Genomic DNA, 20546 nt, shown 5'->3' with positions numbered 1-20546 from the left:
GGATCAGCCGTCGTTCCCATGAGTGTGAACGAGGGGCAGACGGGTGGCCGCTCCGGCAGCGATCCACCAGGCCTCAACTCGAGCATCCTTGCCCATGATCAGCATCAAACCCGGCTGCACCATCCAACGCTGATCCTGATCCGATGGCCTCGGCTGCCCCCCTGGATGCGAGTGGGCCGTACCAAGCACCTGAAGCCCACGCTCTCGAGCCCAGCGCTGGGCATGCAACTGCTCTCTAGGGTCGAGGGCAAAGCGGTTGCGACGGGTCGGGACAGCCTCCGGGAGCTCAGGCAGGGCCTCCAGCCCCGGCCGCCAGACATTGCAGCAAGGCCAGATCTGCTGCACCCACCACGTTCTGGGGTTCACCGAATGGGCAGTGCCCAGCAAGAGTGCACAGCCCTCATTCGGCAACGCTGCCCGCAGGCTGGAACGCAGAACGATCAGGCAATCCCAACCGAGGCACACCCGTTCTGGCCATTCGGTGAGCTGACCGATACGCTCAAACCACATTTTCCATCCGTCAAAGGTTCATGAGCGAGGACAGCACCGCGGTGAAGGACGCGAGCGCCAGCACCGACACCAGCAGCGAGACGGCCAACGGCGGCGATAGCTTCAACTTCACTGAGCGTTATGGCGAGGTGCTGGGCAAAATCAATTCCACCCTTGATCAGGTGGATTGGAGCCAAGCTGGTCGCATCGGCAAGGTGGTCGGCATCTTCGCTGCTGTGATCGTTGCCCAAATCCTGATCAAAGGCATTCTCGACACCATCAATCTTCTGCCCGTGGTGCCCGGCCTGCTGGAACTGCTCGGCGTGGTTGTGGTCGGTCAGTGGAGCTGGAAAAATCTCACCACCAGCGACAAGCGCCAGGCCCTGATCACCCGGGTACAGACCCTGCGCAAGGAATATCTAGGCTGACACTTCAGCCATCGATGCCTTCGAGCCGTTGAAGGGTCTGCCGGCACTGCTGCCGGTAGGCCCCTCCGAAGAGGTTGGCATGGTTGAGCAAGTGATAGAGGTTGTAGATCTCAACCCGTTCAGAGGCCAGGTCAGGCAAAGGCCACTCCTGTTGGTAAGCCTCGTAGAAACGTCTTGAAAAGCCTCCGAACAGGTGGGTCATCGCCAAGTCCACCTCACGATCCGCCCACCAACAGGCTGGATCAATCAGTAGTCCCCGCCCATCTCCCAGCACGGAGGCATTGCCGCTCCAAAGGTCGCCATGGACCAGTGCCGGCTTCGCCCCGTGCCGATCAAGCCGTTGGATCCAACCGTGCAAGAGCGACTCCAGTGGAGCTATCTCCAGCCCCCAGCTCCTGGCGAGCTCCATTTGAGGGCGTAGACGCAAATCAACGAAGGCCTCGCCCCAGGACTGTCGCCATCCTCCTGGTTGAGGACCCAGACCGATGTAGGCGTCGCTCTCCCAGCCAAAGCGATCAGGCCCTTGCGCTGCGGAAGCCCGATGCAGACGGGCTAGGCCACGCCCGAGCCGACGCTGATCGCCAACGCCCTGATCCAGCCAGGGCAGCAACAGCCAAGCACGGTTGGATTGACCATGGAGGAGCGCAAGGACCTCGGGCACCAGCAGATCGAGGGGATCGCTCCAGCGGCGCAGGGCCTGCAGGCCAAGCCGTTCAGCCTCAAGCATGACTGGATCCCCTCCCTTGGCGAACAGCTGGCGACCATCGCTGAGCTGCAACCGCCAAGCCTGCTGACTGCATCCACCACCCACCGGCTGACAGAGCTCCAGATCCACGCCCCCCGCATGGGGCCCCATCCCCCTCACCAATCGAGCTAGCTCCTCCTGCATCCGCACCTCTGCTCCCGGCTTGCCAGCATGCCGCGATGGAGGAACAGCAGGATGTGATTGTGATCGGCGGTGGCATCGCCGGTCTCACAGCGGCGGCGCTTCTGGCACGCCATGGTTTGCAGGTCACGCTGCTGGAAGCCCACCATCAGCTGGGTGGCTGTGCAGGAACCTTCCGCCGTGGCCCGTACACCTTTGACGTCGGTGCCACCCAGGTGGCAGGGCTGGAGCCAGGCGGCAGCCATGCACGCATTTTCAAGCATCTGAATCTCGAACCACCGGAGGCGGTTCCGCTAGATCCCGGCTGTGTGGTCGACCTGGCCGACGGCTCCGATCCGATTCGGCTCTGGCGTGACCCGGAGCGCTGGAAGGCCGAACGTCAGCGCCAGTTCCCTGGTAGCGACCGCTTCTGGTCTCTTTGCAGCCAGCTGCATCAGAGCAACTGGGCCTTTGCCGGCCGAGACCCCGTTCTTCCGATCCGCTCTGGCTGGGATCTGCTCCAGACCCTTGGAGCCTTGGGCCCAGCAACCATGGCCAGCGCCCCCTTAAGCCTGCTCACCGTGGGCGATCTCCTGCGCATCAGCGGCTGCTCTGAGGACCAACGCCTGCGCCGCTTTCTTGACCTCCAGCTGCGGCTCTACTCCCAGGAGCCAGTGGAGCGCACTGCTGCTCTCTACGGAGCGACCGTGCTGCAGATGGCTCAGAACCCTCAAGGGCTCTGGCATCTCCATGGCTCCATGCAGGTCCTCAGCGATCGCTTGGCATCGGCCTTTCAAAGAGATCGGGGCTGCCTACGGCTTCGGCAACGGGTCACACGACTGACAAGACATCGCAAAGGTTCAGGCTGGCGAGTCCAAACCGAATGCCGCGACGGAAGCCCTTCCAGCTTCAGTGCCGCCGATGTGGTGTGCAGCCTGCCGCCCCAGTGCCTGCCGACCCTGATCAGGGAAGACGAGGGTGCGAAGGCCATGCCACTGGGCTATCGCAGGCAACTGATGCAACTGGATGCCCCCAGTGGTGCCTTGGTGCTTTACGGGGCCGTGCGCCGAGACGCCTTACCAGCGGATTGCCCAGGCCATCTACAGCGCGACGGAGAGTCGCCCGGATCGCTCTTTGTATCAGTGAGCCAGGAAGGCGATGGTCGCGCCCCGATAGGGGAAGCCACCTTGATCGCCAGCGTGTTCACAGACCCAGGGATTTGGTGCCAGAGGCCCGAGGCCGACTACAAAGCCCACAAGCGGGGCTGCCAGGAAGCGATCAGCCACACCCTGGAACAGTGGCTCGGCTTCTCTCCCGAGGCCTGGCGTCATCAGGAACTGGCCACTCCCCGATCGTTCGCCCACTGGACGGGACGTCCGAATGGGATTGTCGGAGGGCTTGGTCAGAGCCCGCGCCGCTTCGGCCCCTTCGGACTGGCCAGCCGCACCCCGCTGGCCAATCTGTGGCTATGTGGCGATTCGATCCATCCAGGAGAGGGCACCGCTGGGGTGACCCTCTCTGCCCTGATGGCCTGTCGTCAACTCACAGCCCAACGGGGGCGACCACTGAAGCTCAAGGATTAATGAGCTCATCGTGTGCAGTCAGAAATGCAGGCCTGAGCGACCGTGTCTGCTCCAGTTCACGCTCCAGCTGTGGCCAGTTCCCCTCCAGGATCGCCTCCTCCAATTGCTCGAGGCTCCAGCGATAGGCAGCCAGACCTCTCAGCACCGCAGCGGTGTTACGAGAGGCCATCGCCGTGCCAAGGACCGGATTGCCTGCCCCCACGCGCGTTGTGTCGGCGAACCCGCTGGAGGCCAACTGACAGGCGAGCGCCCGCACCGCTGGATCACGCTCCGTCCCCACAGCTCGCAAAAGGGCCGCACTCACAAGCACCGGCACATGGGAAATGAGTGCGACGGCCTGATCGTGACGCTCTGGATCCGCTGTCAGCCAGTGGCTACCGAGGGCGCGTGCCATTCCTTCCACCATGGCCAGCGCTTCGGGATCACTGGACGCGTCAGGTGTGGCCACCCAGGGACGTCCGCGGAAGAGATCGCGCACACCTGCCTCAACACCCGCCTCAGCCGTGCCCGCCATCGGATGGCAGGCGATGAAACGGGGATGGCGGGCACGCCAGGCCTCCAGCACCGGCGTCTTGACCGACCCCACATCCGTGATCACGGCCTGCTTCGGTAAGGCCGCCACCAGAGCGGGATCAGGGTCGAGCAAGCGTTCAATTGGAAGGGCAAGGATCACCAGCTCGCAGCGGGCCAGATCGGCTGGGTTCGTACTCACCCGTTGGGCAAGTCCCCGCTCCAGGGCCCGCTCGAGCGTCTCTTGACGATGGCAGAGGCCGAGCACCTCACAACCAAGGGCCTGGAGATCCAAGGCGAGCGATCCGCCGATCAGCCCCAGGCCAACAATGCCCACCCTGCCAGGGACTTGGGGGGGGCAAACCAGCTGCTGCTGCATCTCAGGGACTGTCGATGTCCCCATGTTGATCGAGAGATCAGCCTGAACCATCTCGATTCAGAGCTCTGCCTAGGCTCCTTTGATGCTGGAAGCACACGCCCATCAGCAACTCAAGCAACTGCTGCTGCAGGAGCGCTCGGCGTGGCCGCATCACCTGACTCTGAGTCGCCTGATCGCCCGAGGGCTACGGCGTCGGGATCACGCCCTCATTCAACTCAGCCCCTGCAGCCAGGATCAATGGTGGCTTGGGCTCCTGGTTCCCCTCTGTCTTCAGAGCCGCCACTGCGTGCTGGTCCTTGAGGACCAGCAGCGCCAGCGTCTACTCCAGGTGGAGCGCCCGAGGCTGCAAGCGGAGGGTTTGCAGCTGCCCTGTTGGCAGGGACTAGAGGCACCGCAGGGCGATCAGCTCTGGTTGCTCAATACCCAAGAGCTGGTCGAGGCCCAACGACTCGGCCTCCTACCGGCCCACCATCTTTTGATCATCCCTGAGGCTGATCAGCTCAGCCAAAGACTTCGACGGGCGATGGCTCTGACCGTAACGGCGTCGGACTGGGAAAGTCTTCGTCGGGCTCAGCCCTGTGCCGACGGAGCATTGCTGGAGCTGTATGAACGCCTCAGTCGCCAACTGTTTGGCCAGGCGACCCACAGTGATGCCAGCGTGCGCTTGCAGAGCTGTCAGCTCCAAAGCCTGCGCGACCTGCTGAGCCTTCTTCAACCACTGCCAGCACCATGGGCACGCGTCCTGGCGGCCGATCCGCAGCATTGGGCCAGCTGGGCTCAGCTTGACCACCGCCTGCTGCAATGGAGCTGGCACCTCCAGGCCCTGGAGCCCCTGAACCAGCTGCATGCCCTGTTGAAGGACCATCCAATCCTGCTTCTCAGCAGCAATGGGAACAGCGGACCTTTGCAGGCGGAATTACGCAGTGCCGGCTTCCAAGCCGAGGTTGATGTGCATCTGCGCGAGCCGTCGCTTCTGGAGCCGGTCCCTCTTTTTGCACCCCGCCGACAACCGCTGCCGAACACCGAGGTGTACGCACAACACCTGCTCGAACAGTCCCGACGACTGATTCTCGGACGCGCCGGGATGACGATCGTGCTCCTCAATGACCCACGGATGCGCCAGCGTCTCACCAGCGAACTGGCGGGAGAATTCGGCAGCCGCGTCCTGGAGCAGGCGACCGCCCCGGAAGCCAATGGTGTGATCTGCTGCTCCTGGGAGTGGTGGCTGACGCATCAATCGCAGCTGCCGGCTCCCGACCAGCTGATCGTGGCACTGCTACCGATCGCCAGCCTGGAAAGCCCCCTAACGGCAGCCCGGGTGGAAGCTCTCAAGCAGCAGGGGCGGGACTGGTTCAGGGAACTTCTGCTTCCAGAAGCCCTCAGCCTGATGGCCCCGGCGATTGCTCCGCTTCGCCGCAGCGGCGGTCGTCTTGCAGTGCTGGACGGACGACTGCGGGGTCGAAGCTGGGGCGAACAGGTGTTTCAGGCCCTGCAACCGTGGACCCCCTTACACCGGCTCCTGCCTGACTAAAAAACGCAATCAAGCCTGCGTGAGCCCACTTAGGCTCGCCCAAGAACCAACCGCCTTTGCATGGGAGAAGCCCGACGCCGCGCCAGCCAGGGCCTGCCGCCCCGCCAGCCTCGCGCAAACCCTGCAGACCAAGAGCGGGTAGCACCTTGGCTGCCCCTCACCAAACAGCAAACCAATCAGTTCGTATCGATCACCACCCGCGGTGCCTGGATTGGGATTGGTGCCCTGGTGGTGTTCTGGGTGGTGGTGCGCTTCATCGGACCCGCTGCAGGCTGGTGGACCCTGGCCGATATGCCTTGATCCACTTGTTACAAAGACAGCGCAGCAGTAGACAGGCGACAATCGAGGCCAGTCAAAGGTGAGACATGCCCGTCTGCGTGCTGGTACTGAAAGACTGGAGTGACGCGGCGTCTCTGCAAACCAAGCTCAAAGCCCAGGCCCTACCGCTGCTTCAAAGCGTGCTGGTACCGCCGGAAGGTGGGGACGGGGAGTTGCCAGACGAAGGAGATGGGGCCACCGGACTCCAGTGCGAACGCATCGATCGGGTAGAGCTGCTCAACCCCAACCTGGCGCGGCAACGACGCCAACGGGGCATGGCCCGCTGGCTGATGCCCTTTGGCTTTCTAGCTGGGCTCACCTTTACCCAGATCACCACGCTGGAAACCTTCTCCGCCCTCGGCCCCTGGGCGCAACCGATGATCGGCGGCCTCCTGGGGATGGGCTCCGGCCTGATGGGTAGCTACGCCGCCGCCGCGAGCGTGCCCTCCGACAATGAAGACGGGGTGCGCATCCTTCGCAATCGCCATCAGGAGAAACGCTGGCTTCTTTTACTGGAGACCCCAACGGGTATCGAGCCCCCCTGGCAGCTCCTGCAGAGTGCTCGTCCGATCCAGGTGGTGCGCCTGAGCGAGCTCTGATGTTGCCCCGCGAACCACTCCTGCAGGGCAGTCGCCATAGGGCCGAACTGGAGCCACTTCTCGATCTAGCCGATGAGGTGTTGCGCACCTGGCAGCCAGGCTGGAGTCCCTTCCTTTCTGCCCCCCTCCAGAACGAAGCGCTCGCCCGATTCTCGTCCTTGACTGAGCTGTGCTGGGATCGGGAAGGGGGCTACCCAGCCGCGGAGCGCTGTCGCCTGCGCTGCCAGCGCAGCGGCGGAGAGCCCGCAGAGACGAGCAGCCCATCCCTCGCGACGGATGGGCCGATCCACGGCCTATCAGTGGAAGGCAACTTTCTGTTTGACCCCCTCTCTCCGGCTGACATTCACTTAGCTCTGGAAGGGATGGGCGTTGAGGAGGGGATGCTCGGGGATATCTGGATCCGCGGAGATCGGGGGGCTCAACTGCTCTGTACCCCCGAGGGGGCAGCCTTGCTTGATGGGCGGCGAGGGGTGGTGCGCGATGTGGAGATCCTCTGCGAGTCGATGGCGCCGGAAGCCCTTCAACTTCCCGCCCTGCGCGCGGTCAAACGCCTAAGCAGCGTTGAAGCCTCCTGCCGACTCGATGCGATCGCCTCTGCAGGGTTCGGGCTTTCACGCTCCAAGGTCAGCCAGCAGATTCGCGCAGGAAAGCTCCGGCTGAACTGGGAGCCCGTTCGCCAGGCAAGCCGCGATCTACAGGTGGGCGATTGCCTACAGCTCCAGGACAGGGGAAGCGTGGAGGTGCTCTCGCTGACTCTGACCAAACGTGATCGCTGGCGCGTCGACATGGAGCGACGCTGAGGGGAACGGATCGCTCCGGCTGCTAGGTTCACTCTCTCAGCGGAACGACCCGCTGCTACGCCTCACGCAAATGCTTGATGCGTCGAGAGGGCGATTAGCTCAGAGGTAGAGCACTACCTTGACACGGTAGGAGTCACTGGTTCGATTCCAGTATCGCCCACTTTTCTCAACGGAGACAGGACACAGGAATGGCGCGCACCGTTGTGGTGGGGCTGGGGCGCTCAGGGGTCGGAGCCGCGCGTCTGCTCAGGGCTCAGGGACTCGCTGTCACGGTGCTGGAGCGGGATCAGGGAGCCAGCCAGGAGGAGAAGGCGCAACTCCTACGGGCCGAAGGGATTGACGTGCAGCTTGGGCGTCCCCTGACGCCCGAGAGCTTCACGCCCTGGCTCAACGCAGCCTCCCCCGATGACGGCCTTGCTGCCGTGGTCGTGAGCCCTGGAATCGCTTGGGATCACCCGACCCTCAATCAGCTCCGCTCTCACGGTGTCTCCGTGCTTGGCGAGATGGCTGTGGCCTGGCATGCCCTGCAGATGGCCCCCTGGATCGGGATCACCGGCACCAACGGCAAGACAACTGTGACCCAGCTGCTGCAGCACGTGCTGAGCCATGGCGGCCTGACGGCACCGATGGCAGGCAACGTTGGGAACTCGGCCGCTGAACTCGCCCTTTTGCTCCAAAGCGAGCAGCTGCCTTGCCCTGACTGGGTCGTGATGGAAATGAGCAGTTATCAGATCGAAGCGGCGGCCACGGTCGCTCCCCGGATCGGCATCTGGACGACGCTCACGCCCGACCATCTCGAGCGCCACGGGACCCTAGAGGCTTACCGCTCCATCAAACGGAGTTTGCTGGAACGCTCTCAGGTGCGGATTTTCAATGCCGATGATCCCGACCTTCTGGCCCATCGCGCCTCCTGGAGCCATGGCATCTGGATCAGTGCTGCAGGGCCTGGTGAGGGCGCCGAACCTGCTGACCTCTGGTGTGATGAGAACGGCACAGTGCAAGCCCCCTCAGGCCCCTTGTTTCCCGCCTCAGCGCTGGCGATGCCAGGGGCCCACAACCGTCAGAACATGCTCATGGTCACGGCCGCTGCCTTGGAAGTGGGACTCGATCCGGGCACGATTGAGGCCGGACTGCGCAGCTTCCCTGGGGTTCCCCACCGCCTCGAGCGGCTTGGGCTGCTCGAGGGCATGGACGTGTTCAACGACAGCAAGGCCACCAACTACGACGCTGCCGTCGTCGCCCTGCGCTCCGTACCGGGCCCGATTGTGGTGCTTGCAGGCGGGCAGACCAAACAAGGAGATGCCAGGGAATGGCTGCGCTTGATGCAGGAGCACGCCTGCGCAGCCGTGCTTTATGGCCGTGGAGCCGAAGAGCTAAAGAGTCTGCTGAAGAGCAGTGATTACTCAGGGGTGGTGGAGAGCACCCTTGATCTGAATACAGCGGTGCCGCTGGCGATCGAACTCGGACGCCGACAGAAGGCCGCAAGCCTGTTGCTGTCCCCGGCATGCGCCAGTTTCGATCAATACCGCGACTTTGAAGCGCGTGGCGATCATTTCCGCACCCTGATCAGCGCCCGTCTCTCCCCCTAATCTTCCTGAGAGCATGCGGTGACCCCTTTGGCGTACTGGCTGATGAAAAGCGAGCCTGACGTCTATGGAATCCAGGACTTGGCACGCGAGCGGGAGACCCTTTGGGACGGGATCCGCAATTATCAAGCCCGTAATTTCATGCGCAGCATGAACATCGGCGATCAAGCCTTTTTTTATCACTCCAATTGCAAACCTCCGGGCATTGTTGGCCTGATGGAGGTGGTTGAAACCGGTCTCACCGATCCGACCCAGTTCGATCCCAGCTCCAAGTACTACGACCCGGCGTCCAAACAGGAGGCTCCTCGCTGGGACTGCGTGCGGCTCCGCTATGTGGGAGTGTTTGCCGAGCTGCTGAGCCTCGACGCCCTGAGGGAGACCTACAACGAAGAGCAGCTCACGGTCGTACGCCGCGGCAATCGATTGTCGATCCTGCCTGTAGCGGATCCGATCGCCACCGATCTGCTGAGCCGCCTTGGAACGCTCCACTGAGACCGTCCTCCCTTCCCCAGGATGTGAGGTTCTTCCCCTGGCCACCTTGCTGCCCAGGGCCTGGATCGGCTTCAGCCAGGCCCCCTGGCATTCCCTGGGGCTTTCAGCGCTGACACTCTTGGCTGCCGTCGGGCCAGGTGTGCTCGCCAGCGATTTGCGGACTAGCGACCTGCCGCTCATCGTCGCCCTTGGGGATCTGCTGGTAGCAGCCAGCCTTTTACTGCCGATAGGGCCACTGATGGCTCTCCTCGACTTGGCGGATCAGCTTCTACCAGCCGCATCCAGTGAGAGGTCACCCTGCAGGATCGCTAGGCCTGACCACCACCCTCGGCTCCTCTGGCTATGGCGTCAGGGACTGGCGCTGCTGACGATCGAAGCACTGATCTTCATCGGCGCTTTCAGCAGCATTCGACTGATCAGTTGGCTCTTGCTTGGTCAGAGCCCTGTCCTGGCGGGAGCCAGTGTGCTGCTGGGAAGCCTGGCCACAGCCCTCTGGGGAATGGGACAGGTGTTAGCACTGCCGCTGCTCGTGCACCATCACCATCGCCCCCTTGCAGCCATGGACCACAGCCGCCGCATTGTTCAGGCGAACCGCCTGAAGATTCTTGCCCTGATCGGCCTCCTGCTCGGTCTCAATGCCTTGGGGCTCATGGGTGCCTGCCTTGGGCTGTTATTCAGCCTTCCCCTCAGCGCCCTCGTGCTGATGGCCAGCTGCCGCACTCAAATCTGCTGAAGCAGCGACTGACGCCTGAACATGTTGCCGACATACAGGCGCGTAATCGCCCTTGACTCGACGCCGTTCTGAACCAGAAAGCCGGCAAGGGCCGCCTGAACGAGACGGTACTGATCCCAGTTGGGATAACTCTCGATGAAGCGGGTCATGGCCTCCTGCAGAGGCAGGGGCAATTCAGCCTGAAAACTGACCAGTGCAGCGTCCATGACTCCAGAGGCATCGGATGCAGATGATCCACAACCTGAGGGGCTCATGAGCTCTGACTGCATCAGTTGCGCTGCTTCTGGCTGCATCTCTGAATCACCGATCGACCACCAGTTCTCCACACCACGAGGACCACGTCAAGGGCAGCCTCAGCCAGCCTTCCCACCCCTTCTCCCCATGAGACTCTAGCTATCAAGCCCTTTCAGGAGAAGCGATGCCGCCTGAAAAGGCCCATCACAACCAAGGCAACCAACGTCAAGAGGGATCAACCCGATTCATCGGGTTTTCCACAAACTCCGCGAGAGCAGGTCGCAACAGGAGAGAGCCTGTGGAAAAACTGTTCAATGCGGGCCAAGGGCGGTGGAGGAAGCCCCCTTCGCTCAAATGATCAGAAGAACTTATCTCGAGCCTGAATCCCAGATCGTTCTCATCGCCGCCGTCACAGCCTGAGCAGCCGGCGCAGGCCAATGGCCTTCCACGCCCCTTCCGCCGGTCGCGTCAGCCTCAAGCAGAACCTGCAGCGCCCATCGATCCCGATGGCCCTCCAGACAGCCCCACCAGGGCGCTCTCTCCATTTCCAGCGTGATCGCCTCTTCTTCAAGCAGCTGATCCACCAGCGCCTGATGCTGATTGGTGAGCTCCGAAACCAAGGCCACCAGGCCCTGCCACTCCAATTCGGTTAGCTCAAATGCCCAAGCCTCCCCTCCAATCAACACGGGATAACGGAGACGAGTGGGATCGTGGGCCAGGCGCCAGCCAGGCCCTTCCTGCTGAATCATCCAGGGAGCAAGTCAGGCTGATCCTGCTCATCACTCAGCTCGATGATGGCCCTCTGCACCGGCTTGACGCTGGACTCCTCAAGCAGCCCGTCGAAGTCGTCAAAACGACGCTGTTTGGCCCGGAACGCAATCCGAACGGTCGTGAGATAGCGATTGCTTGATTGGCGGATCAGACTTTCACCGCGCTTGGCCAGATCCTGAGAGCTCAAACCGGCACCGATCACGATTGACCTGACAACAATTCATCACTCTAAGTGAGCATGTCGCTGTGGAACGGCACATGCATCGGATAGGTGCGCTGCAGGCTGCCAGGAACTCGCAAAACAATCTGACGCCCCAGCCCCATGGCGGCGAGGGGCTGTCGCAGCATCTCCAGCAATGCGCTGATCTCCTCAAGATGCGCCGCGTCAACGCATTCGATCCGAATACTTCCCCAGCTGCGCGACATCCTGCTGGCCCGCAGAGGTTCCAGCCGCTGCTCCAGCACAGGGTCCTCCCTGTAGAAGGACATCACCAACCGCTGCAAGCGATCCATCCTGATACCCCTTAGTCTCATCGTTCTTCCAACCTGCCCATGGCAGCGGACCGACCCCCGGCGGACGAAGAAAACCTTCAGGTTTCAGAGTGGACTGGAACGCTGGCGATCGACCTGGGAAGCACCACCACCGTGGTCGCCTTTCAGTTGGATGGCGGCACCACCCCGAACCTGCTCGACCTCCCACCCATCACTCGCCATCCAGGGGAGATACCGAGCCTGATCTGGGCTCGCAGCGCCGATGACCCCAATCCTCTTGTGGGCCGGCAGGTGCTCGACAGTGGTCTTGCCGACGGCCAGTCTCCAGGATTACTGAGAGATTTCAAGCGCCTCATCGCTGGTCCTGAGCTGGATCCAGCGGATGAGTACTCCGATCAGTCCAACGACGAGCCCTTAGGCGAACCAATGTCTGCGGACTCCGCCGGTGAGTGGCTGCTTCGAGAGATCTGGCGGAGGCTGCCCATTGGGTTGAGGGTCGGACGGCTCGTAGTCACGGCCCCGGTGGAGCACTACCGGGGCTACCGAACCTGGCTTCTGAGAGCCTGCAGCCAGCTACCGGTTGATGAAATCGCCCTGGTGGATGAGCCCACCGCAGCGGCCCTGGGGGCCGGGATGGCGCCAGGCTCTCGCCTGCTGGTGGTGGACGTGGGGGGGAGCACGATTGACATGGCACTCGTCGCTCTTGAGGGAGGGGAAGGGCGTGCGGCACCTCTCGCCCAGCTCTTGCGCTTCCGCGGCAGGGACCTGGCCAGCAGTCGCCAGTCCTTGCGCTGCGCCAAGGTGCTGGGGAAGGCCGGTCTAGCTCTCGGAGGACGGGATCTGGATCGCTGGATCGTTGACCACCTGGCCCCAGGGAAGTTCCAGAAGGACGATCCTGCGATCGCCCCTCTGCTCAATGCTGCCGAACGCCTGAAATGCCGGCTCAGCGACTGCAACCATCCCGCCGACCTGCCCCTCAGCGAGATCGCGACCCTCAGCAATGAAGGGCGCCAGCAGGAGCTTCGCCTGACGCGATTGCAGCTCGAGTCGCTGATCCAAGAACGGGGCCTGCTGAAGGCTCTCGATGATCTTTTGGAGCAGACGCTCGCAGGAGGACGGCGACACGGCTGCCCTCTCGAGGATCTCGATGGGGTGATGGCGGTCGGCGGTGGGGCACGACTCCCCCTGCTGCTGGACTGGCTGCGGCAGAGAACTGCACCAGTCCGCCTGCTGACACCACCTCCTGTTGTGGCCGTGGCTTCCGGAGCCCTTTCTCTCACCCCTGGCGTGCAGGTCAGGGACGTTCTTCAGAGGGGGGTGTCGCTGCGTTGCTGGGACCGCCGCAGTCAAAGCCATCACTGGCACCCCTTATTCGTCGCCGGTCAGACCTGGCCGACCCGGAGTCCGCTTGAGCTCGTCCTGGCTGCCGGATGCGAGGGTCAAGGTCAACTGGAGCTGGTGCTCGGGGAACCAGAGGCCATCGGCCGGCATGACGTGGTTTACGTGAACGGCTTGCCAACCCTGCAGCAGGGCAGCGCAACCGCCACGGTGCGCCCATGGAGCGCCCCCTCCCCGCACCTACCCCTCGAGCCCGCGGGGAAGGCTGGTCAGGACTGCCTGCGCCTGCGTTTCTCCATCGATGCTCAGTGCGTTCTGCTCGTGGAGGGAGAAGACCTGCGCAGCGGCCTGAAGCTGCAACCTCGTCAACTGGGGACGGTTCGCTAAGCAGCAGCGCGTTATGCGCCTTCGACACCGTCCACAAACGGCATGGATTGGCCTGGCTTCTTCATAGAACGATCAAGCACCTGCGGCCCTGCTTTGGCGCTTCGTCGCCACACCCTTCCCCGTTACTGGCTCGGCTTGACCCTGGGCGGCGTTGCCCTGCTCTGCGGCGCGGCCTACCTCTGGGAACAGCAGCTTCCCCTGCGTCTTCGGGAGGCGGCCCGTCGCGGTGATCTCGACGCCTGCCTGCGCTACGGCGAACAACTGGCGGCTCTGCGCTGGCTGGGCCAGAAGGCACCCCTAGAGCAGGCCTACTGTCGCCGCCAGCAGGCACAAAGACTCTGGGAGCTTGGACAGTTGGCGGACGCCCTTCGCCTTCAAGAGCAGCTCGTGAACTCTGGTGTCGGCACTCCAGGTGATCGGCAAGAGGATCAGCAGCGGCTAATGGTGTGGCGGGATCAACTCCGTAATCAAGCGTTGACGCTTTTTCGTCAAGGCGATCTGGAGGGGGCGATCAGCAAGCTCACCCCTGTGGAGCAGGGGGATGGCCGTCCCGGCACCCGCCTGAGTGACAACCTCCGGGAGACCTGGAATCGCAACCGACTGAATCACGAACGGCTGATTGAGCTTGTAGAGCGCAAGCGCTGGTGGGAAGCCTTGTCCGTTCTCAACCAGCTCGACCACCCCTGGTGGCAGAGGAAAGCTCTGCCTGAGCGACAGGCGGTGGAAGCCTCGATCGATGCGCTGAGGGACCGGGAGGACCATCACAGTCATGGCGACCTACCGGCCCATACCGTTCCTGAGTCGGAGCTGGATGCTGCTGTTCAACAACGCATCCGAATGGGATTGGAACCCTGGAAAGCTTTCCTAGCCGGCTGCGCCGATGTTGGCGGCAGCGTTGAGGAAGAGGGGCCCGAAAGCCTGTGCCGCAGAAGGTAATGCGTCGGAGCGCTCAGGCGCATGACACAATGCGCCCCAGCAACGACGTGGCTCATGCAAGCGGGCGACAAGGTAACGGTCTCAGCCAACGTCGTGGTGTTTAACCATCCCGAACATCGTGGTGAAGCCTTCGATCTCCAGGGAAGTGAAGGGGAAGTGGTCAACGTGCTGGATGACTGGAAAGGTCGGCCGATCAGTCCCACCCTGCCGGTCATCGTCGCCTTTGGCCGTTACAAGACCCACTTCCGCGGTGATGAGCTCACCGCGGTGAGCTGAAGGGAACCCTTCAGCGCAGGTACACCCCCTCCTCACCGTCAAGATCCATCAAGCGCAGCTCGATCGTTTCCGTGCGTCGGGTTGGCACAACGCGTCCGCAAAAATCAGGCTGGATCGGGAGCTCACGGTGACCACGATCCACCATCACCAGAAGCAGAACCCGACGCGGACGGCCCCAGGCCTGAATCGCCTCCAAGGCCGCCCTCACGGTGCGACCGGTAAAGATCACATCGTCTACAAGCACCACAACCCGCTCCTCAACGCCCATGGGGAGGTCCGTGGCTTGTCCAAACCGCATTCCCACCCGCTCGAGATCATCGCGATGAAAGGTGGGGTCAAGCGTTCCTTGAGCAACTGTTCGGCCGGAGAGATCCTCAAGCTGGCGGGCGAGAACTCGGGCGAGCTGCACGCCGCGTGTGGGAATGCCCAACAAAACCAGGTCATCCGTGCTGTCAACGGTCTCCAGCACCTGCGAAGCAAGTCTGGCGAGGGTCCTTGCCAGCTCCTGGGCCGAGAGGATCTCAATCCTTCCGGCATCGGCAGAACCGCCCATAGCCAAGCGCTCAGCGGGTCTCATTTTATGGCGGCCGGATGGTCGAAAGCTGACCGACCGAACACCAACTGGGTCGAACCGCAGCCCTTGGAGGTAACTTGAATATGGAGAAGCCCTTAAGAACTGAACGTTGCGGAGAGAGCGTGCCGAACAGCAGTGATGAGAGCTTCCAGCGATCCGGTGCCGTCGCACCGGTCGTTCTCGCCATTCTTGACGGCTGGGGACACCGCGAAGGGAAAGAGCACAACGCCATTGTCTCCGCCGAGACGCCGGTGATGGATGCCCTTTGGCATGCCTACCCGCACGCACTGATCCAAGCCAGCGGAGCCCATGTGGGACTCCCGGACGAGCAGATGGGCAATTCCGAAGTGGGGCACCTCACCATCGGAGCAGGCCGGATCATCCGCCAGGAACTCGTTCGGATCAGCGAAACCGTCCGCAACGAAAAGCTCGGGGAACGATCCGCTCTCCGGGAGCTAGCTGCGGAGCTGCGCAACAGCAACGGCACCCTCCACCTACTTGGCCTCTGCTCCGACGGCGGCGTCCACAGTCATGTGGATCATCTCTGCGGGCTCTTGAGCTGGGCAGCCTCCGAAGGCCTGAGCAAGGTGGCGATTCACGCCATCACAGATGGCAGGGACACCCCCACCCAGAGTGCCCCCCAATTCATCGAGGCCGTCGAGAGCGCCATCCTCCTGTCCGGTGTTGGTGAGATCGCCAGCCTCTGCGGCCGCTATTGGGCCATGGACCGAGACCATCGCTGGGAGCGAACCAGCAAGGCCTACTCCCTGCTCACGGATCCCGCGATCGAGATCAGCGGCATGACAGCCTCGGAGGCCCTGGCCGCGAGCTACGCCCAGGGAACCACCGACGAGTTCCTCGAACCGGTGCGTCTCACCCCCAGCTTCTTCAACGACGGCGACGGGCTTGTGATGTTCAACTTCCGCCCCGACCGCGCTCGGCAGATTGTTCAATCCCTGTGCGTCAATGCCTTTGAGGGTTTTGAGCGCGCCCAACGCCCCAGGTTGAAGATCGTCACCTTCACGCAATACGAAGCGGATCTTCCCGTGATGGTGGCCTTCCCTCCCGAGTCGCTCGATCAGCTACTCGGCCAGGTGGTCGCCGATCACGGACTGCGCCAGTACCGCACGGCTGAAACCGAAAAATATCCACATGTCACCTACTTCATGAACGGTGGCATTGAGCAACCCCTTTCAGGAGAGGACCGCCACCTGGTGCCCTCGCCACGCGTCGCCACGTACGACCAAGCGCCGGCGATGGCCGCTGCCACCCTCACGGACAGTTGCATCGAAGCGATCGAACGTGGCGTGTATTCGCTGGTGGTGATTAATTACGCCAATCCCGACATGGTTGGCCACACCGGTGTGATGGGGGCCACCACCGAAGCGATCCAGGAGGTCGACCATTGCATCGGTCGCCTGCTCGATGCCGTCGGACGCATGGGAGGCACGCTTCTGATCACAGCCGACCATGGCAATGCAGAAGTGATGCAAGGTCCCGATGGTCAAGCTTGGACCGCCCACACCACCAACCCGGTGCCCGTGATCCTCGTGGAGGGAGAGAAGCGCAAGGTCCCTGGCCTTGGCAATGCCCTGCGCCTCCGAGACAACGGCGGGCTCGCTGACATCGCACCAACCTTGCTTCAACTTCTCGATCTCCCCAAACCTGAGGTGATGTCAGGCTGCAGCCTGATTGAATCGATTGATGCGCCGACTCTGAGCGCCCGTCTGCCCCAACCCGTCTGACTCTGCCTGATGCTTACGTCTGTTCTCTCCTGGATCTGGATCGGCAGCGGCATGCTGCTCATCCTGCTGGTCCTCCTGCACAGCCCGAAAGGCGATGGCATGGGAGGGCTAGCAGCCAGTGGCAGCTCGATGTTCACCAGTGCCAGTAGCGCCGAGGCCACCCTGAATCGCCTCACCTGGACCTGCCTGGCAACGTTTCTCACCCTCGCGGTGATCTTGAGTGCTGGCTGGCTTCGCTGAAGCCAGCCAGGGCGAAGTCAAGGACAACTCACTGGAACTGAGGTGAACCCACCCGTTCCGCATAGGCCTCCTCGCCATGGGCGTCGACGTCGATCCCGAGGTTTTCAGCGTGTTCGGACACGCGGAAGCCAAGCCCAAGACCACGCAGGATGCCTGCAATGACGAGAGTTCCCGCCGCCGCCAGGCCATAAGCCACCACTACAGCTTGAAGCTGCCCTCCAATCAGGGCCAACCTGCCTTTCTCGGCTAGAACCTGTCCGGCAGGGTGATTGGCAATCAGTTCAGCACTGGCAAACACGCCTGTGAGCATGGCGCCGATCGTGCCTCCCACGCCATGCACCGCAAAGGTGTCGAGAGAGTCATCGAAGCGCAGTTTCACCTTGACCTGGACGGAGACATAACAGAGCACACCGGTGATCGCACCGATGGCCATGCCTGAGCCAGGGCTGACGAAACCAGCGGCTGGCGTGACCCCCACGAGACCGGCAAGCGCGCCGGTGGCCATACCCACAACAGTGGGCTTGCCATCACGCCAGGTTTCCACCAGCGACCAAGCCACGAGTCCTGCAGCCGCAGAGAGGTGTGTGGTGGTGAAGGGCAGCTCAGCGCCACTCACAGCCAACTGACTGCCACCGTTGAAGCCAAACCATCCAAACCACAACAGGCCGGTGCCCAGAAGAATCTGAGTCACGTCATGGGGAGGGCGAACGGAGCGGGGCCACTGCTTGCGGGCACCGACCAAAGCAGCGAGTAGCAGGGCAGTGACACCTGAGCTGATATGGACCACCGTGCCACCAGCAAAATCGAGATCCTTGCCAAGGAATCCTCCACCCCAGACCATATGAGCCAGTGGGGCGTAGACCACCAGCAGCCAAACGGGTGTGAACACGCACCAGAATCGGAAGCTGAGCCGCTCCACCAGGGCTCCGGAGATGAGCGCCGGCGTGATGATCGCAAACATCCCCTGGAAGAGGGCAAAGCTCAGGCCTGGAATCGACAAGCCATCCCAGATTGGAGGGATGTTTTCGAACAGAGCGAAGGAGAAGGGATTGCCGACAACGGCATTGAAGGCTCCACCATCGGAGAAAGCCAGGCTGAAGCCGAAGGAGGCCCAGACCAGGGTGGCGATCCCCATCATCACGAAGCTCATCGCCATCGTGTTGAGAACGTTCCGCCCCTGAACAAAGCCACCGTAGAAAAAGGCAAGACCAGGGGTCATCAGCAGAACAAGAGCTGCTGACGTCAAGATGAGGGTGTTATCGGCATCAGAGAGAGCGGCGTCACCAGCGTGGGCCGGCAAAAGGGCGGCACTGATTACCTGCAGCGCCGGAACGCAGAGAGCAGCAATCAGCAGACGCCTGAAACGGGACTGCAGCACAAGTTGAAACGGTTACCAGCGATACCGTTTCAGAGCACGGCCCCCTCGAATGTTCACCATGAACAGTTGAGGGCATCTTGAGGGAGACGTTCATGCATGAGGACATCCTCAGAGCATGAAAAAACCCCCGCCGCAGCGGGGGTGAACCGTTGCTCCTTGCGGAGCCGTCGATCAGTAGTCGAAGTCGCCGCCGCCCATGCCGCCACCGGCAGGAGCTGCTTCCTTCTTCTCAGGCAGATCGGCCACGATGCACTCGGTGGTCAGAACCATGCCAGCGATGGAGGCAGCGTTCTGCAGACCAGATCGGGTCACCTTGGCGGGATCAACGATGCCAGCAGCGAGCATGTCGACATACTCGCCGTTGGCTGCGTTGTAGCCCTCGTTGAAGGACTTGGCCTTCACGTTCTCAGCGACCACAGCACCATTCACACCGGCATTTTCAGCGATGCGCATCAAGGGAGCGGTCAGGGCCGCGGCCACGATGTTGGCACCGATCAGCTCCTCGCCGCCGAGGCTGCCAGATGCCCACTGCTCTAGAGCAGGAGCCAGGTGAGCCAGGGTGGTGCCGCCACCGGGGACGATGCCTTCTTCAACGGCCGCCTTCGTGGCGTTGATGGCATCTTCCAGACGCAGCTTCTTGTCCTTCATCTCGGTCTCGGTGGCAGCACCCACCTTGACCACAGCCACGCCACCGCTCAGCTTGGCGAGACGCTCCTGCAGCTTCTCCTTGTCATAGGTGGAGTCGGTTTCGTCCATCTGCTTGCGGATCTGCTCGCAGCGGGCCTTCACGGCCACTTCGTTGCCTTCGGCCACGATGGTGGTGGTGTCCTTGTTGATGGTGATGCGGCGAGCGGTGCCCAGCATCTCCAGCTTGGCGTTCTCCAGCTTGAGGCCGGCGTCCTCGGTGATCAGCTGACCGTTGGTGAGAACGGCGATGTCCTCGAGCATGGCCTTGCGGCGGTCGCCGAAGCCAGGGGCCTTCACAGCAGCCACGTTGAGCACACCACGCAGGCGGTTCACCACGAGGGTGGCCAGGGCCTCCTTTTCGATGTCCTCAGCGATGATCAGCAGAGGCTTACCGGTGCGAGCGATCTGCTCAAGCACGGGCACCAGGTCCTGCACCAAGCCGATCTTCTTGTCGGTCAGGAGGATATAGGGCTCCTCGAGCACCGCTTCCATCCGCTCGGTGTCGGTGGCGAAGTAGGGGGAGATGTAGCCCTTGTCGAAACGCATGCCCTCGGTGACCTCCAGTTCGGTGGTCATCGACTTGCCTTCCTCGAGGGAGATGACCCCTTCCTTGCCAACCTTGTCCATGGCATCGGCGATCATCCGACCCACTTCTTCGTCGTTGCCGGCGGAGATGGTGCCCACCTGAGCGATGGCGTTGCTGTCGCTGATCGGCTTGGCGTGCTCCTTGATCTTGCCGACCAGGAATTCAGCAGCCTTGTCGATGCCCTTCTTGAGGGTGATCGCATTGGCGCCGGCGGCCACGTTGCGCAGACCAGCCTTGACCATGGCGTGAGCCAGGACGGTGGCAGTGGTGGTGCCGTCACCGGCGGCGTCATTGGTCTTGGAGGCAGCCTGACGGATCAGAGCAACGCCGGTGTTCTCGATGTGGTCCTCGAGCTCGATCTCTTTGGCGATGGTGACACCGTCATTGATGATCTGAGGAGCGCCGAACTTCTTCTCGAGAACGACGTTGCGGCCCTTGGGACCGAGGGTGACAGCAACGGACTCCGCAAGGATGTCGATGCCCTTTTCCAGAGCGCGGCGAGCCTGCTCGTTGTAAATGATGCGCTTGGCCATGGGAGGCAGAGAGAAAGATAAAAGTGGAAACGATCAATCAAAACTGAACTCAGCAC

General features: G+C 62.4%; 24 protein-coding genes and 1 tRNA gene. 15 read left to right on the top strand and 10 right to left on the bottom strand.

Features of this window, described 5'->3' with window-relative positions:
* Nucleotides 1-3: 3 nt before the first annotated feature.
* Nucleotides 4-510, bottom strand: coding sequence for a M67 family metallopeptidase (locus CWE16_RS10295; RefSeq protein WP_131595198.1), 507 nt, complete (start codon nucleotides 508-510; stop codon nucleotides 4-6).
* A 20-nt stretch (nucleotides 511-530) separates the two neighbouring features.
* On the opposite strand from CWE16_RS10295, the gene CWE16_RS10290 reads away from it, so the two are divergent.
* On the top strand, nucleotides 531-917 hold the full coding sequence (locus CWE16_RS10290) for a CAAD domain-containing protein (RefSeq protein ID WP_131456916.1): 387 nt from the start codon (nucleotides 531-533) through the stop codon (nucleotides 915-917).
* 4 nt (nucleotides 918-921) lie between these two features.
* Here CWE16_RS10290 and CWE16_RS10285 read toward each other — a convergent pair whose 3' ends face one another.
* Nucleotides 922-1806 (bottom strand): fructosamine kinase family protein, encoded by an 885-nt coding sequence (locus tag CWE16_RS10285; protein ID WP_131595196.1) that lies wholly within the window; start codon nucleotides 1804-1806, stop codon nucleotides 922-924.
* A gap of 35 nt (nucleotides 1807-1841) precedes the next feature.
* On the opposite strand from CWE16_RS10285, the gene crtD reads away from it, so the two are divergent.
* On the top strand, nucleotides 1842-3365 hold the full coding sequence (gene crtD / locus CWE16_RS10280) for a C-3',4' desaturase CrtD (protein WP_131595194.1): 1524 nt from the start codon (nucleotides 1842-1844) through the stop codon (nucleotides 3363-3365).
* Here the strand turns inward: crtD and CWE16_RS10275 are convergent.
* On the bottom strand, nucleotides 3355-4254 hold the full coding sequence (locus CWE16_RS10275; protein ID WP_131595328.1) for a prephenate/arogenate dehydrogenase: 900 nt from the start codon (nucleotides 4252-4254) through the stop codon (nucleotides 3355-3357). The two genes, crtD and CWE16_RS10275, sit on opposite strands and share 11 nt — an antisense overlap.
* Nucleotides 4255-4336: 82 nt before the next feature.
* On the opposite strand from CWE16_RS10275, the gene CWE16_RS10270 reads away from it, so the two are divergent.
* The 8 genes from CWE16_RS10270 to CWE16_RS10235 all read left to right on the top strand — a co-directional run bounded on the left by CWE16_RS10270 (nucleotide 4337) and on the right by CWE16_RS10235 (nucleotide 10313).
* Nucleotides 4337-5785 (top strand): helicase, encoded by a 1449-nt coding sequence (locus CWE16_RS10270; protein WP_131595192.1) that lies wholly within the window; start codon nucleotides 4337-4339, stop codon nucleotides 5783-5785.
* Nucleotides 5786-5845: 60 nt separating this feature from the next.
* Nucleotides 5846-6085 carry a DUF2839 domain-containing protein gene (locus CWE16_RS10265; RefSeq protein WP_131456908.1) on the top strand — a complete coding sequence of 80 codons (240 nt, stop codon included), beginning with the start codon at nucleotides 5846-5848 and terminating at the stop codon, nucleotides 6083-6085.
* A 65-nt stretch (nucleotides 6086-6150) separates the two neighbouring features.
* Nucleotides 6151-6702 (top strand): hypothetical protein, encoded by a 552-nt coding sequence (locus CWE16_RS10260; protein ID WP_131595190.1) that lies wholly within the window; start codon nucleotides 6151-6153, stop codon nucleotides 6700-6702.
* Nucleotides 6702-7502 carry a photosystem II S4 domain protein gene (locus tag CWE16_RS10255; RefSeq protein WP_201737992.1) on the top strand — a complete coding sequence of 267 codons (801 nt, stop codon included), beginning with the start codon at nucleotides 6702-6704 and terminating at the stop codon, nucleotides 7500-7502. Before CWE16_RS10260 ends, CWE16_RS10255 begins: the two co-directional genes overlap by 1 nt.
* A gap of 88 nt (nucleotides 7503-7590) precedes the next feature.
* A tRNA-Val gene (locus CWE16_RS10250) sits at nucleotides 7591-7662 on the top strand.
* Nucleotides 7663-7690: 28 nt separating this feature from the next.
* Complete coding sequence (gene murD / locus CWE16_RS10245) at nucleotides 7691-9091, top strand: UDP-N-acetylmuramoyl-L-alanine--D-glutamate ligase (protein ID WP_131595186.1); 1401 nt, start codon at nucleotides 7691-7693, stop codon at nucleotides 9089-9091.
* A gap of 42 nt (nucleotides 9092-9133) precedes the next feature.
* Nucleotides 9134-9580: an EVE domain-containing protein gene (locus tag CWE16_RS10240; protein ID WP_131595184.1), complete on the top strand. Its 447-nt coding sequence runs from the start codon at nucleotides 9134-9136 to the stop codon at nucleotides 9578-9580.
* Nucleotides 9564-10313 (top strand): hypothetical protein, encoded by a 750-nt coding sequence (locus CWE16_RS10235; protein ID WP_131595182.1) that lies wholly within the window; start codon nucleotides 9564-9566, stop codon nucleotides 10311-10313. The genes CWE16_RS10240 and CWE16_RS10235 overlap by 17 nt, the downstream gene beginning before the upstream one ends.
* Here CWE16_RS10235 and CWE16_RS10230 read toward each other — a convergent pair.
* From CWE16_RS10230 to CWE16_RS10215, 4 genes are all read right to left on the bottom strand, one after another.
* On the bottom strand, nucleotides 10301-10567 hold the full coding sequence (locus CWE16_RS10230) for a DUF2811 domain-containing protein (RefSeq protein WP_201737995.1): 267 nt from the start codon (nucleotides 10565-10567) through the stop codon (nucleotides 10301-10303). The genes CWE16_RS10235 and CWE16_RS10230 overlap by 13 nt on opposite strands.
* A 348-nt stretch (nucleotides 10568-10915) precedes the next feature.
* Nucleotides 10916-11296 carry a DUF1818 family protein gene (locus tag CWE16_RS10225; protein ID WP_131595180.1) on the bottom strand — a complete coding sequence of 127 codons (381 nt, stop codon included), beginning with the start codon at nucleotides 11294-11296 and terminating at the stop codon, nucleotides 10916-10918.
* Nucleotides 11293-11520, bottom strand: a complete 228-nt coding sequence (locus CWE16_RS10220; protein ID WP_131456892.1) for a DNA-directed RNA polymerase subunit omega — start codon at nucleotides 11518-11520, stop codon at nucleotides 11293-11295. The genes CWE16_RS10225 and CWE16_RS10220 overlap by 4 nt, the downstream gene beginning before the upstream one ends.
* A 26-nt stretch (nucleotides 11521-11546) precedes the next feature.
* Complete coding sequence (locus CWE16_RS10215) at nucleotides 11547-11831, bottom strand: hypothetical protein (RefSeq protein ID WP_131456890.1); 285 nt, start codon at nucleotides 11829-11831, stop codon at nucleotides 11547-11549.
* 39 nt (nucleotides 11832-11870) lie between these two features.
* On the opposite strand from CWE16_RS10215, the gene CWE16_RS10210 reads away from it, so the two are divergent.
* The 3 genes from CWE16_RS10210 (at nucleotide 11871) to CWE16_RS10200 (ending at nucleotide 14747) form a co-directional block, all read left to right on the top strand.
* On the top strand, nucleotides 11871-13535 hold the full coding sequence (locus CWE16_RS10210) for an Hsp70 family protein (RefSeq protein ID WP_131595178.1): 1665 nt from the start codon (nucleotides 11871-11873) through the stop codon (nucleotides 13533-13535).
* 93 nt (nucleotides 13536-13628) lie between these two features.
* Entirely contained in the window at nucleotides 13629-14471 is an 843-nt protein-coding gene (locus CWE16_RS10205) for a hypothetical protein (RefSeq protein WP_131595176.1), read from the top strand.
* A gap of 54 nt (nucleotides 14472-14525) precedes the next feature.
* Nucleotides 14526-14747 carry a ferredoxin-thioredoxin reductase variable chain gene (locus tag CWE16_RS10200; RefSeq protein ID WP_131595174.1) on the top strand — a complete coding sequence of 74 codons (222 nt, stop codon included), beginning with the start codon at nucleotides 14526-14528 and terminating at the stop codon, nucleotides 14745-14747.
* Nucleotides 14748-14757: 10 nt separating this feature from the next.
* Here CWE16_RS10200 and pyrR read toward each other — a convergent pair whose 3' ends face one another.
* Nucleotides 14758-15324: a bifunctional pyr operon transcriptional regulator/uracil phosphoribosyltransferase PyrR gene (gene pyrR / locus CWE16_RS10195; protein ID WP_236629686.1), complete on the bottom strand. Its 567-nt coding sequence runs from the start codon at nucleotides 15322-15324 to the stop codon at nucleotides 14758-14760.
* An 80-nt stretch (nucleotides 15325-15404) separates the two neighbouring features.
* Between pyrR and gpmI the strand changes: the two genes are divergently transcribed.
* Both gpmI and secG read left to right on the top strand, forming a co-directional pair.
* Nucleotides 15405-17066 carry a 2,3-bisphosphoglycerate-independent phosphoglycerate mutase gene (gene gpmI, locus CWE16_RS10190; RefSeq protein ID WP_131595172.1) on the top strand — a complete coding sequence of 554 codons (1662 nt, stop codon included), beginning with the start codon at nucleotides 15405-15407 and terminating at the stop codon, nucleotides 17064-17066.
* Between the two features lie 9 nt (nucleotides 17067-17075).
* Nucleotides 17076-17306 carry a preprotein translocase subunit SecG gene (gene secG / locus CWE16_RS10185; protein ID WP_131456878.1) on the top strand — a complete coding sequence of 77 codons (231 nt, stop codon included), beginning with the start codon at nucleotides 17076-17078 and terminating at the stop codon, nucleotides 17304-17306.
* A gap of 28 nt (nucleotides 17307-17334) precedes the next feature.
* Here the strand turns inward: secG and CWE16_RS10180 are convergent, their stop codons facing one another.
* Together CWE16_RS10180 and groL are read right to left on the bottom strand one after the other, a co-directional pair.
* A complete protein-coding gene (locus CWE16_RS10180; RefSeq protein ID WP_236629685.1) occupies nucleotides 17335-18684 on the bottom strand; it encodes an ammonium transporter in 1350 nt (449 codons plus the stop codon).
* Between the two features lie 171 nt (nucleotides 18685-18855).
* A complete protein-coding gene (groL, locus tag CWE16_RS10175) occupies nucleotides 18856-20490 on the bottom strand; it encodes a chaperonin GroEL (RefSeq protein WP_131595170.1) in 1635 nt (544 codons plus the stop codon).
* Nucleotides 20491-20546: the final 56 nt, after the last annotated feature.

The organism is Synechococcus sp. BS55D (genome assembly GCF_004332415.1).
Taxonomy (GTDB): Bacteria; Cyanobacteriota; Cyanobacteriia; order PCC-6307; family Cyanobiaceae; genus Synechococcus_C.
This window is presented reverse-complemented; position numbering and strand designations above follow the sequence as displayed.